The organism is Corynebacterium suicordis DSM 45110, assembly GCF_015351405.1.
GTDB classification, from domain to species: Bacteria; Actinomycetota; Actinomycetes; order Mycobacteriales; family Mycobacteriaceae; genus Corynebacterium; species Corynebacterium suicordis.
The window spans coordinates 37,287-52,331 of sequence record NZ_JADKMY010000003.1; the positions used below are offsets into that span (position 1 = coordinate 37,287).

Annotated in this window: 16 protein-coding genes and 1 tRNA gene; 12 read left to right on the forward strand and 5 right to left on the reverse strand. The window is 58.9% G+C overall.

Annotated features, from left to right (window positions below; translation table 11 throughout):
- Positions 1-7: 7 nt before the first annotated feature.
- Both IRY30_RS08610 and purD read right to left on the reverse strand, forming a co-directional pair.
- On the reverse strand, positions 8-910 hold the full coding sequence (locus IRY30_RS08610; protein ID WP_194557029.1) for an Fpg/Nei family DNA glycosylase: 903 nt from the start codon (positions 908-910) through the stop codon (positions 8-10).
- Positions 903-2,219 (reverse strand): phosphoribosylamine--glycine ligase, encoded by a 1,317-nt coding sequence (purD, locus tag IRY30_RS08615; RefSeq protein WP_194557030.1) that lies wholly within the window; start codon positions 2,217-2,219, stop codon positions 903-905. Before purD ends, IRY30_RS08610 begins: the two co-directional genes overlap by 8 nt.
- Positions 2,220-2,285: 66 nt before the next feature.
- Between purD and IRY30_RS08620 the strand changes: the two genes are divergently transcribed.
- Together IRY30_RS08620 and IRY30_RS08625 are read left to right on the forward strand one after the other, a co-directional pair.
- The gene (locus IRY30_RS08620; RefSeq protein ID WP_194557031.1) at positions 2,286-2,690 is read left to right on the forward strand and encodes an HIT family protein; all 405 of its coding nucleotides are present in this window, start codon (positions 2,286-2,288) and stop codon (positions 2,688-2,690) included.
- Between the two features lie 14 nt (positions 2,691-2,704).
- Positions 2,705-3,982 (forward strand): esterase/lipase family protein, encoded by a 1,278-nt coding sequence (locus IRY30_RS08625; RefSeq protein ID WP_309824446.1) that lies wholly within the window; start codon positions 2,705-2,707, stop codon positions 3,980-3,982.
- On the opposite strand, the gene IRY30_RS08630 is transcribed toward IRY30_RS08625, so the two are convergent.
- Together IRY30_RS08630 and IRY30_RS08635 are read right to left on the reverse strand one after the other, a co-directional pair.
- Entirely contained in the window at positions 3,937-5,526 is a 1,590-nt protein-coding gene (locus tag IRY30_RS08630) for a sensor histidine kinase (protein WP_194557032.1), read from the reverse strand. The genes IRY30_RS08625 and IRY30_RS08630 overlap by 46 nt on opposite strands.
- A 56-nt stretch (positions 5,527-5,582) precedes the next feature.
- Positions 5,583-6,290 carry a response regulator transcription factor gene (locus IRY30_RS08635; protein ID WP_194557033.1) on the reverse strand — a complete coding sequence of 236 codons (708 nt, stop codon included), beginning with the start codon at positions 6,288-6,290 and terminating at the stop codon, positions 5,583-5,585.
- A gap of 128 nt (positions 6,291-6,418) precedes the next feature.
- Between IRY30_RS08635 and IRY30_RS08640 the strand changes: the two genes are divergently transcribed.
- From IRY30_RS08640 to IRY30_RS08665, 6 genes are all read left to right on the forward strand, one after another.
- The gene (locus tag IRY30_RS08640; protein ID WP_194557034.1) at positions 6,419-7,150 is read left to right on the forward strand and encodes a L,D-transpeptidase; all 732 of its coding nucleotides are present in this window, start codon (positions 6,419-6,421) and stop codon (positions 7,148-7,150) included.
- A gap of 40 nt (positions 7,151-7,190) precedes the next feature.
- Complete coding sequence (locus IRY30_RS08645) at positions 7,191-7,718, forward strand: GNAT family N-acetyltransferase (RefSeq protein ID WP_194557035.1); 528 nt, start codon at positions 7,191-7,193, stop codon at positions 7,716-7,718.
- 33 nt (positions 7,719-7,751) lie between these two features.
- Entirely contained in the window at positions 7,752-8,525 is a 774-nt protein-coding gene (locus tag IRY30_RS08650; protein WP_194557036.1) for a TSUP family transporter, read from the forward strand.
- Between the two features lie 68 nt (positions 8,526-8,593).
- The gene (locus IRY30_RS08655; RefSeq protein WP_194557037.1) at positions 8,594-8,743 is read left to right on the forward strand and encodes a hypothetical protein; all 150 of its coding nucleotides are present in this window, start codon (positions 8,594-8,596) and stop codon (positions 8,741-8,743) included.
- Between the two features lie 275 nt (positions 8,744-9,018).
- A complete protein-coding gene (locus tag IRY30_RS08660; RefSeq protein ID WP_228503334.1) occupies positions 9,019-9,981 on the forward strand; it encodes an Abi family protein in 963 nt (320 codons plus the stop codon).
- 228 nt (positions 9,982-10,209) lie between these two features.
- Positions 10,210-10,677 carry a GNAT family N-acetyltransferase gene (locus IRY30_RS08665; RefSeq protein WP_194557038.1) on the forward strand — a complete coding sequence of 156 codons (468 nt, stop codon included), beginning with the start codon at positions 10,210-10,212 and terminating at the stop codon, positions 10,675-10,677.
- A gap of 81 nt (positions 10,678-10,758) precedes the next feature.
- Here IRY30_RS08665 and IRY30_RS08670 read toward each other — a convergent pair.
- Positions 10,759-10,831 (reverse strand) — tRNA-Thr (locus IRY30_RS08670).
- Between the two features lie 116 nt (positions 10,832-10,947).
- On the opposite strand from IRY30_RS08670, the gene thrE reads away from it, so the two are divergent.
- From thrE to IRY30_RS08690, 4 genes are all read left to right on the forward strand, one after another.
- Positions 10,948-12,546 (forward strand): threonine/serine exporter ThrE, encoded by a 1,599-nt coding sequence (gene thrE / locus IRY30_RS08675; protein WP_309824433.1) that lies wholly within the window; start codon positions 10,948-10,950, stop codon positions 12,544-12,546.
- A 98-nt stretch (positions 12,547-12,644) separates the two neighbouring features.
- The gene (locus IRY30_RS08680) at positions 12,645-12,974 is read left to right on the forward strand and encodes a hypothetical protein (RefSeq protein WP_194557040.1); all 330 of its coding nucleotides are present in this window, start codon (positions 12,645-12,647) and stop codon (positions 12,972-12,974) included.
- Positions 12,975-13,000: 26 nt separating this feature from the next.
- Entirely contained in the window at positions 13,001-14,524 is a 1,524-nt protein-coding gene (locus IRY30_RS08685) for an alpha,alpha-trehalose-phosphate synthase (UDP-forming) (RefSeq protein ID WP_194557041.1), read from the forward strand.
- Positions 14,521-15,018, forward strand: a complete 498-nt coding sequence (locus tag IRY30_RS08690) for a hypothetical protein (protein WP_309824430.1) — start codon at positions 14,521-14,523, stop codon at positions 15,016-15,018. The genes IRY30_RS08685 and IRY30_RS08690 overlap by 4 nt, the downstream gene beginning before the upstream one ends.
- The last annotated feature ends 27 nt before the right edge of the window (positions 15,019-15,045 follow it).

A 15,045-nucleotide genomic window follows, 5' to 3' on the forward strand; every position in this document is an offset into this window, starting at 1 on the left:
CGAACCTCTAGCTCTTCTGGCAGGTAGGGCACCAGAACAGATTGCGCCCCTCCACCACTTTCTCCGCGATGTCCGTCCCGCACAGGTAACACGGCATCCCCGCCCGCCGGTACACGTACACTTCGCCCCCGTGATCATCCTTGCGCGGATCCCGATCCATCGCCTCTGGCGTGTGTTCCGGGCGCACCGTATCGATCCGCCCCGCCTTCTCCCCCTCCACCATCAATTCCACCAGGTCTGCCCAGATGGCTTCCATTTCTTCCGACGCCAACTCCGTTCCCTTCCGCTCCGGATTAATCCCCAAGCGGAACAGCACCTCAGCTCGGTAGATGTTGCCCACCCCAGCGAAGAGCTTTTGATCCATGAGCAACGAGCCGATGGTGCGGCGCGAGTTCCTCACCTTCTGTAAGACTCCGGTGAGCGTCTCAAAGTTCTCATCATCTGTACGCAACGGATCCGCGCCCAATCTTGCCACCGCGTGATCCCGCTCTGCATCGGTGATCAGCCGGCACCACTGAGGTCCTCGCAGCTCCGCAGCCTGCGCGTTTCCCCATGCGCAACTGTCTTCGCTGCCTTCCGCCGCGATGCGGTGCATGTGCAGCCGCACCTGCCCCACGGCTTCTCCCGGCTTATAGTCCTCAATCCGGAAGGTGCCGATCAATCCCAAGTGAATGTGCACGATGTGCTCCGCAGATCGCGCTCCCACTCCCGCTCCTGCCGAGTAGTCCGGCACGTCAAAATCGAGGAAGAGGTGCTTGCCCCATGCCTCTGCGCCATGCAGTCTGCACCCGTTGAGCACCGCAGCTTGATGAGCGAACCGCCCCTGCGGGGAGGTCACGCGGAGTACTTGACCGGCAAACTCGCGATTCAGCTCACGAGCCAGCCGGTGGATTACATGACCTTCAGGCATCGATGCGAATCTCGCCCTTGACGGCTGGCAGAGCGATATCCGTGCGGAAGTGCCCACCAGGCAACGTGATGTTCTTCAGTTCCGCATAGGCAGCTGCTCGTGCATCCTCCAGGGTCTTACCGGTTGCCACCACATTGACCACGCGGCCACCCGCGCTCACCAGCCCGGCGGCAGCACCTTCACCAGTACCAGAGGCAGCACCAGCACCTTCACTAACACCATCCTCAGCCGCCCGCACACCCGCTGCCCGCACACCGCGGGCTTCGCTTCCGGGATCCGCGCCGGTCAGGGGCACACCAGCCACGGGTGCTTCTGGGTATCCTTCCGCGGCCAGCACGACTGTCAGCGCATAACCGTCTTTCCATTCCAGTTCAGGAAGCTGATCCAAGGTTCCCGTGGCTACCGCGTTGAGCACGCCGCCCAGGGGAGTCTCCAAAAGCTCCAACACTGCCTGGGTTTCGGGGTCGCCGAAACGACAGTTGAATTCCACCACGCTGGGGCCGTCCTGGCCCCAGGCCAGCCCGGCATACAGCAGACCATTGAACGGAACTCCGTCTTCCACCATCTGTGCCGCCACGGGAACCACAACTTCATCAACGATGCGCTGCACTCCGTCTTCCGGCAACCACGGCAGTGGGGTGTACGCGCCCATGCCTCCGGTGTTCGGTCCGGAGTCATTGTCTCCCACGCGCTTGTGATCCTGGGCGGGCAGCAGAGGAACCACGGTTTCGCCATCTACCAGGCAGAACAGGCTCACCTCTGGACCGTCCAAGAAGCTTTCCAGCAGCACTGGGTTGCCACCGGCGTGGACCGCGCGGATATGCTCCCGCGCCTCCACCACGTCATCGGTGACCACCACTCCCTTGCCCCCGGCCAGGCCATCATCCTTTACCACATAGTGAGGGCCGAAGCGGTCCAGGGTGGCGTCGATCTCCTCCTCCGAAGTACCCACGGCCACCTGTTCGGCCCGTGCGGTCTTGACCCCAGCGCGCGCCATGGTGTCTTTCGCAAACTTCTTGGAGCCTTCAATCTGGGCGGCCTTGGCGGAGGGGCCGAAAACCGCGAAACCGGCCTCGCGCAGCTGGTCAGCCACACCATCAACCAGGGGGATTTCTGGCCCAACGACCACCAAATCCGCCGCGATCTCGCGGGCCAGAGCAACTGCGTCAGCCTGCGGATGCAGCGTGGCGATGGCACTCATACCGGCGTTACCTGGGCTCACGTGAACCTCGGTGACCTGCGGATCGCGGGACAAAGAGTAGGCCAGGGCGTGCTCGCGGGCACCGTTTCCAATCACAAGAATGCGCATGGACAACAGTGTAGTACTCGCCAAGACACCAGCCTGCAGCGCGCAATGTGGCTAGCATGGGTGAACATGACGAGCGTATTTACCAAAATCATCGAAGGCGAGATCCCTGGTCGTTTCGTGTACCGAGATGACGAGGTCGCCGCGTTTTTGACCATTCAACCCGTGGCTTACGGTCACACCTTGGTGGTGCCCATCAAGGAAGTTGATAAGTGGACCGATTTGGATCCGCAGCTTTGGGCTCGCTGCAACGAGGTGGCGCAAAAGGTGGGGCGAGCCATTATCGACGTTTTTGGTTCAGAACGAGCCGGCTACCTCATCGCCGGATTCGAAGTGCCTCACGCGCACATCCACGTTTTCCCGGCCAACGATATGTCCGGCTACAGCTTGTCCAACGTGATGAGCCCCGAGGACACCGACCCGGCCAAGATGGACGAGGCGGCCGAGAAGCTCTCCGCCGCGCTGGCCAAGTAACTCCATAACGCAGGGTGAACGACACTCCAGATCTCCCCGACCACCACCTCCCGGAGCCTCCCGAAGTGGATCCCTCCGAGGTGGCGATGAACCCTGCTCTTTCTGCAGGCTCCGAACTCGAACCAATCTTCACAGACAGCGACCTCGAGCACAGCGACCTCGAGCACAGCGACCTCGAGCACAGCGACCTCGGGGAAGTGGATGAACTCAACCCGCTGACCCTCGAAGATCAGCTGGTCCTGGCCGATGACGACTCCGCAGAAGAAGCAGTCTCCCGCGGCTTGTTCTCCCGCTTGGGCAGTGGCGTGGCCTCCACGGGCAAGTTCATCTGGGATATCCCCGGGAACTTGGGAATCGCCCGCAGCAATACGCCGCAACTGCGCAATGAGCCTGCAGCTGTCCCCTTGGGCGCGCGGCAGGTCTCCCACGGTTACGCGGACGATCTATGGCAGGCACGCCCGCCTTTGCACCGCCCCTACCCGGTGATCTTGATCCACGGCACCATCAGCTCCAAAAACGTGTGGCAGAACTTGGTGTTGCGCCTGCGCGCTGATGACTTCGTGGTGTTCTGCCCGGATTATGGCGTGCACGGCACCCAGGACATCCCCAGTTCAGCAGCGGATGTGGGCGCGTACATCGAGCAGGTTTTGGCTGCCACGGGTGCCACTCAGGTGGATATTGTGGGCCACTCTCAGGGTGGATTGCTCGCTCGGTATTGGATCAATGAGATGGGCGGCGAGGATCACGTCCACCATCTGCTCACCTTGGGCACTCCGCACCACGGCACCACGTTGCTGGGCATGCTCGGCGGGCTGGTGACCCGGGAATCCACCCAGCGCATGGCCACCTCAACCGTGAGGCGCATCTTTGGGCCGGCGGGCATGCAGCAGGTGGTGGGTTCACCGCTGTTGGAAACGTTGGCGGCTAGCGAAGATACCCGCCCGCACATCCTCTATTCCTGCTTCGCCACGCTCAACGATTCCACCGTGGTGCCCCACGATCAGGCGTTCCTCAAGGGCGAAGGGGACCGCTCCGATGGCTCACCACGGGTGCAGAATACGTACCTGCAGGACAGGGGCATTTCTCGCTGTCGCCATGAGGAGCTCCCCAGCCACCCGCAGGTCCAAGCTCTAGTGCATGAATTCTTACTGGATGGACTGGATCATGAGGAGGACTGGGAAGATTCCGAGCCGTATGAGCCGGAATCATCCGAGCCCGGCTCGCCTCAGCCACAGGATTCCGAGACCTACGAAGATGAGCCGAATTCCGCAGAATCCGCTGGTTCTTCCTGATCCATGCCGTTCTCCTCAGCCAGTTGCGGCAGCAGGATCCGGAACGTGGTGCCCTCCCCCAGCTGGGAGTGCACGGAAATGCTTCCCCCGTGCTTTTCCACCAGACCCTTGACGATTGAAAGCCCCAGCCCCGAGCCGCCCGAGTTACGCGAACGGGAGACATCCGGCCGGTAGAAACGATCAAACAGATGCGGCAAATCCTTCTCCGGAATGCCCCGCCCGTTGTCTTTGATTTCCAAGATGATGCTGTTGGGCGCCAGGTGCGCATCGGTGCGCAGCACCACGGTGGTCTCCGCGTCTTCACCCGCATGACGCATGGAGTTTGTCAGCAGGTTGCTCAACACCTGGTGCAGCCGAGCTGAATCTCCCGCCACCACGGGCACACTGCCGGATTCATTTCGCACCTTCACCACCCGCCCGGGGAATGCCGCGCGAGTGGATTCCGTGGTGGTCAGCGCCAGCTCCAACATGTCCACGTGATCTGAGCGCAGTGGCCTGCCTTCATCCATTCGCACCAGCGCGAGGAGATCTTCCACCAGCAGGCTCATCCGCCCTGCTTCCTCGGAAATTTTGTCCATCACCATGCCCGCATCTTGCGTGGCTCCGGATGTATAAAGCTCCGCGTATCCACGAACAGAAGTCAGTGGGGTGCGTAGTTCGTGGGAGGCGTCGCCAATAAACCGGCGCATGGAAGCCTCCGATTTACGTGCTTGTCTTTCCGACGCCGCCACTGCCACAAACGCGCCCTGCACCTGCTGCAGCATGCGGTTCAGCGCTTCCGATAGCCTTCCCACCTCAGTATTGTTGGGCCTTTCGGGGATGCGCTGCCCCAGCTGACCGCGGGAAATCAGTGAGGCGGTGTACTCCACCTCGTTGAGTGGTCGCAGCGCGCGGCGCACGATGTATGTGCTCAGGGCCATCACCACGGCCAGCAGGATGATGCCACCCAAGGCCTGGAAGAACACCAGGCGAGCGATGGTGTGCTCCTCATCAGAGAGGGAGAGCGCCACGATGGTGACGGTGCCGTCCGCATTCTCCACGCTGGCTGCGCGCCAATGAGCGGGATCGGCTGACCCGGCCCTGGCCGGCACTGTCCGCGGCTGTCCTGGCTGGGTGAGTGAGTTGACATCCGGCAAGGAATCCATCACGGAGTTGAAGGATTCGATGGCCCGGTCACCGTCCACCACGCGCACGTAGAACTGTGATGGGGGTCGGCTGGTGCCGTCATTTCCCGGCACGGAACCCTCCGAACCACCAAGCTGACCTTGCTGCGTACTACCCGAAGAGCCGCTGGGCCCAGGGAAAGCAGAGCCGGTTTGGGTGGGATCGGTCTGGGTGGTGTCATGCGCCCACGTTTGGGTGGCGGAGTTGAGCTGGGCATCCACTTGTTGGATGAGCACGTTTTGCAGAGTGGTGGTGATTGCCAGGCTGAAGACCATCAAGCCGAAGGCCGTCAGCGCGCCAATCACCATCACGAGCGAGACGCGCAGTGGCATCCGGCTCAACAGATGCCCGGAAAACCTGCGGTTTTCTTGGGGCTCCATCACTTGCACTGCTGCTCTATCCGGGCCCTTATCAGGGCGAAATGCACTCACTGAATTTATGCCCTGGGCTTCCGTAGTACGTAGCCCACACCACGCACGGTGTGGATGAGCCGTGGCTCCTCGGTATCAATCTTCCGTCGCAGGTAAGAGACGTAGCTTTCCACCACGTTGCCATCGCCGCCGAAGTCATAGTTCCATACGTGATCCAGGATCTTGGACTTGCTCAGCACCACTTCCGCGTTCACCATCAGGTAGCGCAGCAGTTTGAATTCCGTGGGGGAAAGCTCGATGACCTTGCCACCCTTGGTGACCTCGTGCATGTCATCATCCAGGGACAGGTCTTCGTAGGTGATGAGGCTGGTGGCAGCTTCCTCTTCCGGCGTCACTCGGCGCAGGATCACGCGCAAGCGGGTGATGACTTCTTCCAGGGAGAAGGGCTTGGTCACGTAGTCATCGGCGCCAATGGTCAGTCCGTGGATGCGATCCTCCACGCCATCCTTCGCGGTGAGGAAAAGCACGGGGGCATCGTGGCCCTGGGCGCGAAGCTTCTTCAGGAGGGTGAAGCCATCCATTCCGGGCATCATCACGTCCAGGATGAAAGCGTCCGGCTGGTAGGACTTGGCCAGCTCGAGGGCGTCTGCGCCGTTGTCTGCGCTTTCCACGTCGAAGCCTTGGAACTTGAGGCTGACCTTGATGAGGTCTGAGATATTGGCTTCATCGTCTACGACGAGCACCTTGATTGGCTGGGCATTTGGAGTTGTCATGCCGAGTATTATTACTCACCCTCGTCCGGTTACCCTGAATGGTCGCTGTACGTTTCCTGTGAGAGCTGACCTGTGAATTTAGCGTGTTTAACTGGCATGGAGCTGTCAAGAGGTTTAGGGTAAAAATTATGAGTTCTTACATTGGCACACACCGTCGCCCGAGCCGCACGGGTCGTCGTGCCGCTTCCTTTGGCTTTGCAGTAGTCGCAGCGTCCAGCCTCAGTGGTGGAGTCGCATCCGCACAGACTCCAGCAATTGGCTCCTCACCAGCCCAGATGGGTCAGCTTCGCAATGATTTCAACAACGGCGTGCTGAACGCTCGTGACGGAATCGTGAACGAGTCCGGTCGCCTCCCCCAGGAAATGCAAGCTCCTGTTCAGCAGGGCGTGGATAACGCAGTTGACGTTATCGCTCCCGGCGCATTGCAGGCTCGCGAAGCACAACGCGCAGCTGCAGAGCGCCAGGCAGTTGCCCAGCGCGAAGCCGCTCGCTTGGCAGAGGCAGCTCGCAACAGCCCATGCCCTCCTTCGGCACGAGCTTGCGTCGATTTGCAGAACAACCGCACCTGGCTGCAGAACAACGGCCAGATCACCTACGGCCCAGTGGGCATGTCCCACGGTCGCGCCGGCCAGGAGACCCCAAAGGGTACCTTCCGGGTGCAGTACAAGGTTCGCGATGAAATCTCCCGCGAGTTCAACAACGCGCCGATGCCTTTCGCCACCTACTTCACCAACTCCGGCCACGCTTTCCACCAGGGCACCACGGGCACCCAGTCCGCTGGCTGCGTGCGCATGAACCGCCCTGATGCGGAGTTCTACTTCAACAACCTGAACCCCGGAGACCAGGTCTTCATCTGGTAGGTTCGACAGCCTCTGTGGGCCAAACTGTTACCCTCGAGTAATGGTTAACCACACAGATTCTGCTGAAACACGCTCGATCTCCTTCCGCCCCGCCGTGGAAGCAGATCGAGATTTTCTTTTCCGCATGTTCCGCGAAACGGACACCTGGGGCGAGGATCGGGACGTTTCGGAAAGTTTTACCGAGGACGTCAAGCTATATGTCGACGCCTGGTCCCCCGAGCAAGGCGGTGTAATCCTCGAAGAAGATGGTGAACCCATCGGCGCATCCTGGTTGCGGAATTCCACCGAGGAAAAGCACGCCTCTGGTTTCATCTCTTCCGAAATCCCCGAGCTGGCAATCGCGCTGGCCCGCGGCAAGACCGGTGGCGGCCTGGGCAAGAAACTGCTGATGGAAGCAGTGTCCGTGGCCCGCGATAAGGGTAAGCCAGGCGTGAGCTTGGCTGTGGATCTGGGCAATGATCGCGCCTACCACGTGTACGAAAAGCAGGGCTTTGTCGATCAGGGACTCAACGAAAAGGGCACCTGCCACGTGATGCTCTATGACTTCGCTAAGCATCCCGCAGAGTAATTGTTGATTTTCCCCTAAGGAGCACCGAGGCCCATGAGCGCGACTGTTATCACTGTCCTGCTCGTGGGCTCCCTCATTGCTGGCTGGGTAGATGCCGTGGTGGGCGGCGGCGGGCTGATCCTGGTGCCGCTGGTGATGATCCTCAACCCGCAGTTCTCTAATGCGCAGGCCCTGAGCTTGAACAAGGTGGCCGCGATATTCGGCACGGGCAGCGCGGCCATCACCTTGGCGCGCAAGGTTCCCTCCGCGCGCACCGCCTTGAAATATGCGCCGCTGGCATTCTTCGGCGCTGCCGGTGGCGCCGTGATTGCCTCTTCCGTGGATAAAGACATCATGCGGCCCATCATCATCGCGATGCTGGTAGCCGTGGGTATTTTTGTGGCGGCGAGACCTTCGTTTGGGCAAACCCCGCAGCCTAAAACTGTGACCCGGAAGCGCTGGCTTAGTGTGCTTGCGCTGGTCGCAGCCATCGGCGTGTACGACGGCACCTTCGGCCCCGGCACCGGACTTTTCCTGATCCTGAGCTTCACCACCTTGCTGGGTACGGACTTCCTCACCAGTGCCGCGTGGGCCAAAATAATCAACACCTTCACCAACCTGGGCGCGCTGGTGGCGTTCGGTCTGCAGGGCGAGGTGCTGTGGCTCATGGGGCTGGCACTCGCGGTCACGAACGTGATCGGTGCGCAGATCGGCGCCCGCATGGTGATCGGCAGGGGAGCCGGTTTCGTGCGCGTGGTTCTGTTGGTGGTTGTGGTTTTAATGGCCACAAAGTTGACCGCTGACCAGCTGGGAATTGGGCTGAACTAAGGGAAAACTCCGTCTGGCTGGGCATCAATGAATGAGCTCATCAAGCCACGAAACATCCTAGGAGTCTCGTGAAAAACCTGTCCACCTACGCTGCAATCGTTCTGGCGATCCTCTCAATCCTCGTCGTGTTCATGAAGATAGGAAACCCAACGGTTCCACTGCTCCTGCTGGTTGCCGCGGTCATCGTCGGTTACTTTGGCAGCCGCCAAGAAAAATAGCCCCAACCGGCTGTCTTTGAAGCCTGCCAAGGAACTATCACGGCGGACACAGCAACCGATCCGTAGCTAACCTCCACTATTTAGTCGCTTGGCTGGCCCAGTCCACCGACAATGGACATTCTGCAGCTAGTAAGGCGTCACACTTCTGTTCTTGCCTTCCCAAATCAGTATCCCCGTGATAACATGCATGTAATCGTTCAGCCTGCCTTGGACTAGCCTTAAAAGGCAAGTTCAAGAGCGGGCTGGATCTTTTTATACCACTGGAGCCTAGAGCCTTGGTCAATGACCTCAAACCTGCTGCCACGCTCGAAGAACATGTTCAACGGCTCAGAGCCCGCCATATGCTCATCGACGATAAGGAAGCAGAGCAGTGGCTAAAAAATGTGAGCTATTACAGGCTTTCGGCATACTGGTACCCAGCACGAGCGATTGATCCCCATTCTAACAATCGTCGCGAAGACTTTATCCCAAACACTTCTTTTAAGGACGTAATCAGTCTCTACGAAGCGGATCGAAAATTGCGGACTCTTATCCACGATGGAATGGAGCGCATAGAAATCGCGATGCGTACCCAAGTGGTAGAGCTGCTCTGCTCGTATACGCCTGAAGATCCCACTTCCTACCTCAAATCGGATTTATTCAGAGAGAAATTTAATCATACCGACTGGATCTCCACTGCATACGGAAGATTGGCTCGCGCTAAATCAAGTGAATCGATCAAACACTATAAAAATTCGTACGGTGGTCGATTCCCACTTTGGGTAGTCGCTGAAGTAATGGATTTCCGCGATATTTCAGAGTTGTTTGCCGGCCTCAAAGGAAGAGACCAAATGAAGATTGCGCAGAATCTCAATCTCACAATCGATTTCGGGTCTTTGTCCCGTGCGCAAAAAGATAAGGTTCGGAACCGGCATCCTCTAGCGGGTTGGATGGAGCAACTCACCATCATCAGAAATACATGCGCCCATCATGGGCGACTCTGGAACAAGTCTTTCACACCCGCATCCACGTCCGCACTCCGATCGAATGGGAATTTGGACTTACTTCCAGAATCCGGGCAGAGCGAGAGAATTTTCGGAGCGCTTTTGATCATGTCGCATTTGGTGCGCGCAGTGTCACCTGGTACAACATGGCCCGACAAGATCGTTGATCTACTCGCTAACAGTTTCCTCAGCAACAACTTAGTTGCTCCAATTAACCTCGGTATACCCACCAGGTGGAATCGGACGGCAATCTAGACTAAGTCTTTTAAACCAGTATTTGTGAAGATCCCGCTATGGACAATCTGGTCTTTCGCGACTTCGGGTGTCCTGGGTTGAGCTGGTCAGACCCCGCATGTTTCTTGCGACGGTCCCGCCTCTGATCCCCCTAGCTGCAAACGATTTGTCCTTCTCTTCCCAGCGGAATCGCACATAGAAAACTGGAGATCGGATCCTCCGGCACCGACCCTGCCTAGAATCGGACTCATGAATCTATCCATAAAAGAACATCATTTTCCCGATCATAATTTCCCTGTTAGTGGTGGCTTTCAATTCCTCAGCAAATGGGAAGGCGTTAGATTTGAGCTTCAGTGCCGTGATCAAGATAGTTACCAGCGCTTCAGCTTTTGGAATGAAGACAACAGGTGCGTTGCGCTTCTAGAGTTGGATTGGGGGAACGTTGAGAACCGATTTGCGGGCAGTGACTACCAAGTCCCGACGACAAACAACGGCCTACTGGAAATTCAGTTCATCGATGTCCATCAAGGGTTTCGAAATAACGGGGTTGGAACCCAGATTATCGACTGGCTCATTAGAAAGTTTCCCGAATGCGACCTGTGCGCCCTTGAGGAAGAGGCTGCGGGATTCTGGCAGCGGTTGGGATGGGAACAAATTTTGCCATCCGAAAAGCGCATGAGAGAAATGTATTTCAAACGTGCCGCAATCAAAACCTAAAATTTTTAGCCATTTTTAGACACTTCAGCCGGAAACATCAAAGAACCCCAAGCAGAAACTGTGTTCTACCTGGGGTTTTTGAGCTGGAGACGAGACTTGAACTCGCAACCTACGCATTACAAGTGCGTTGCGCTGCCAATTGCGCCACTCCAGCACAGCCCACGCACGCAAAACGTGTTCAGACTGCCCAAAGATTAGCAGCAGCGTGAGGGTTCGCCCAATTCTCATCCTCGCTCTTCCGGTGTCTGCACCAACATGTACGGTAAGGGCGTGGCTAGCAAGTTCAGGAATGCGGTACGCAAAGGTGCCGACCTCATGTTCTCCGGAAACAGGGCGACAATCGATGCGATTCGCATGGCACCACCGCCCTCTATTTTGGCTCCGATTGATTTCACGGATACCTCCAAGATCCATGCAGTGATGGATCTGGCTTCGCGTATCGGCGATCTCCTCTTAGCCGCCGGAACAGGCAATTCAGATGCAAAGGCGCAGATCCGCGGCATCACCGCTGCCTTTGGTCTGCACTACGTGCACGTGGATATCACCCTGAACACCATCACGTTGTACGCCACGTATGACCAGTCCAAGAATCCGGCGTCCAGCTTCCGCGTGGTGCATAAACTCACCACGGATTTCTCGCGCTTGACCGAGGTGGACCGGCTGGTCCGCTCCATCGTGCGCGGTGGTGTGCGGTTGGAAGAAGCGCAGAAGATCCTCTTTGAGATTGAGACCTCCCCCCTGCCTTATCGAAATCGCTATGCGCTTGGCGCGTGGGGATTCTTCGCTGGTGCCGTGGCGCTGTTGCTCGGTGGTGGCTGGTGGGTGGCGCTGTTGGCCACCGCCACCACCATCTTCACGGTATTCGCCACCGCGTGGCTGGCCTCGAAATCCCTGCCCGTGTTTTTCCAGAACTTCATCGGCGGGTTCATCGCGGTGATCCCGGCCGGGCTGGCGTTTCGATTAGCGGACCAAATTGGCGTGTATCTCCCGCCCTCGCTGGTGGTCGCGTCCTGCATCGTTGCCCTGCTGGCAGGTCTGACTCTGGTGCAGGCACTGCAGGATGGAGTCACGGGGGCGCCCGTCACATCCTCCGCTAGGTTCTTCGAAACTCTGCTGCACACCGGCGGAATTATCTCCGGCATTGGTACGGGTATCCAGCTGATTAACTTCCTGGGCATCAATTTGCCACCCCTGGATACCTCGCAAACTGTCGGTGCGTTCGGTTCCACCACCATTCAAATCCTGGCAGGCGCAGTTGCCACGTCATTCTTCTGCATCGCGTGCTTCACGGAGCGCCAAGCAACCATCGTGGCATCCGCAACATCGCTGGTGGCCAGCTTTTTCTACTACCTGTTCATCAACGATTGGCAGCTCTCCCCCGTGGCAGCCGGCGGCATGGCCGCCATCATCGTGGGCTTCACCGGTGGTGTGCTTTCTCGTCGTTTCATGATCCCGCCACAGATCACCGCAGCTGCTGGCATTACCCCATTCCTGCCTGGTCTGGCGCTGTACCGCGGTATGAGCTCCATCCTCAACGACCAATTTGTGATCGGCCTGTCCAACCTCGCGATCGCCCTGGCTACCGCAACCGCACTGGCCAGTGGCGTGGTGCTGGGTGAGTGGATTGCTCGTCGTATCCGACGCCCACACCTGCCACGCATGCGCGAAACCCTGATCCCGCCACGGATGACCAAGACCGGACGCGTGCGCCAGCCGCTGCACTGGCGTTCCCGTGAGCGCAAGGGTGCGCAATCCCTGTGGCAGCTGGATGCCCAAGTGGCCGACCGAGAAGCCCCGCTGCTCGCGGATGATGAAGATACAGACACAGAGGCGAATGACGAAGGGGTCAAGGGCGGCGTCGAAAACTAAGGGCACCAAGAACGAGGACGACGCACCTTTCCGCGTCCTGGCGCTAGAGTAGAATGGTTAGGTAGAAAATTTTTAGCCACAATCAAAGGGGATGACACGTGCCGCCTAAGGTCACCGATAACCGGACCGCCAATACTGAGTCTTTGCATGCAGTGGAGACGGAAACTGCCGAGGCTGCTCAGCGCATCGTCGCTACGTACTCCGATGATTTCTTGGATGCTGTCACGCTCATGTCCATGCTGGGTGTGGAGCCAGAGGGCTTGATCCACCGCAAGGTGGTTGCAGATCTGGCAGCTGAGGAAGCCGAAGAGACCAAGACTGCCCGCAAGACCACCAAGAAGGCTGCAAAGAAGGCCGCGAAGAAGACGGCCAAGAAGGCAACCAAGAAGACCACCGCCAAAAAGGCGACGAAGAAGGCGGCGGAATAATCCGCAGATAAGGCAAAAGTGCTGCTGTGACAACCTCTCCAGAATCCACAGAACACACCACCTCCGAGGCTGATTTCGGCTCGGCTGATTTTGTCGTGGTGGCTAACCGCTTGCCAGTGGACAGCCAGAAAGATCCCGAGACCGGAGAGGTGACGTGGTCTCCCTCCCCCGGCGGATTGGTGACTGCCCTGCGCCCGGTGTTGGAAGCCAATAGTGGCGCGTGGGTCGGCTGGCCCGGCTCCACCGAGCCCGTGCAGCTGGAAGATATGCCCAGCGCGGAAGAAGCCGGTGGCTTGCACGCCATCCCCGTGAACTTGGACGAGGAAGACTTTGCCCAGTTCTACGAGGGTTTTTCCAACGCGACGTTGTGGCCGCTTTATCACGATCTGATTGTGCCTCCCCGCTTCGAGCGGGATTGGTGGGAGCGCTACCAGACGGTAAACCAGCGCTTCGCCGAGCAGAGTGCGCGCAGCGCCTCCGAGGGCGCCACCGTGTGGGTGCAGGATTACCAGCTGCACCTGGTGCCACAATTGCTCCGCGAACAGCGCCCTGATCTGTGCATCGGGTTCTTCCTGCATATCCCTTTCCCCAACCCGGAACTCTTCCGCCAATTGCCGTGGCGCAAGGAGCTGCTAGAGGGCACACTGGGGGCCGATGTGATTGGCTTCCACACTCAAGATGGCGCCCGGAACTTCCTGGATACGCTGCGCGCCCTGGATTACACGGTAGAAACCGATGACGATGAGGAATCCGCCGAGTTTCTGCGGGGAGCTCGCATGCCGGAGGATAGCTGCATCGTGGGACGCGTGATCATGCCCGATGAGCGCGTGGCGCGGGTAGGCGTGTTCCCTATCTCCATTGATTCTCAGAAGGTCAAGGATCAGTCTTATTCCGGCGAGACCATGGCTGCCACCACGCAACTGCGCGCGCAGCTCGGTTCACCGAAGATCCTGCTGACCGGTGTGGATCGGATGGATTACACCAAGGGCATCCTGCACCGATTGCTGGCCGTGGAATCCCTGATGGATTCGGGCGACCTCTCCCCCGCGGACATCGTGATGGTGCAGGTGGCCACCCCATCGCGTGAGCGGCTGGAGGATTACCGCCGCACCCGCGAGGAAGTGGAACGCGTGGTGTCCCGCATCAACGGCAATTACGCGCAGCTGGGACGTCCGCTGGTCCACTACATCCACCACGGCCTGCCGTTCGCGGAGATCGTGGGTCTGTATGCGGCCACGGACATCATGCTGGTCACCGCCATTAAAGACGGCATGAACTTGGTGGCCAAGGAGTACGTGGCCAGCCATGCCGATGGCAGCGGCGCACTGGTGCTCAGCGAGTTCACCGGTGCAGCCACCCAGCTCACGCAGGCATACCTGTGTAATCCGCACGATAATCAATCCATCTGCGATGCCATCCTGCTGGCCATCAAGGAGCCCACCGTGGCCCGGCGCGAGCGGATGCTGGAAATGTGGAAGCACGTGGAAGAAAACGACGTGGATTATTGGGCCTCCACCTTCCTCCACCAGCTCAAGGAAGCTCGCCAGTGAGGGCAGGCCTCCGCGCACGCGCAAGCGTCATCGCAGGTCTCATGACCTGTGGTTTTGCCTTGGCCGCATGTGGCTCGGACAGCGCCCCGCTGGGCACCACCCAGTGGCAGGTGAGCTCGGTGTACGACGGCACCGATCGCCCCACCGAACTCACACCCACCCAGCAGGGCCGCACATTCCTGGTATTCGGAGATTCCTCCTTCACTGGGGCCAGCGGCTGCCTTGCCCTCCGGGGTGACGTGGAGTGGAACAAGGACACCACCGAGGTGAGCATCTCCAACTTTTCCTCGGAGCTGATCGACCGCGGCGAGGACAGTAGCGTTCAGTGCCTCCCCGCCGATGAAGATACCGCCAAGCGTTTGCAGAAGGCCTTGGATAACTCCACCGTGAGTATCTCCCGCCCCACGGAAACCTCATTGCGGCTCCAGCAAATCCACGCTGATCAGCCCGATTGGCAGACCGCTCCTTCCGTGGAATTCATCAGCGGACCGTAGAATTCCCAGCGGAATCTTCAATATTTT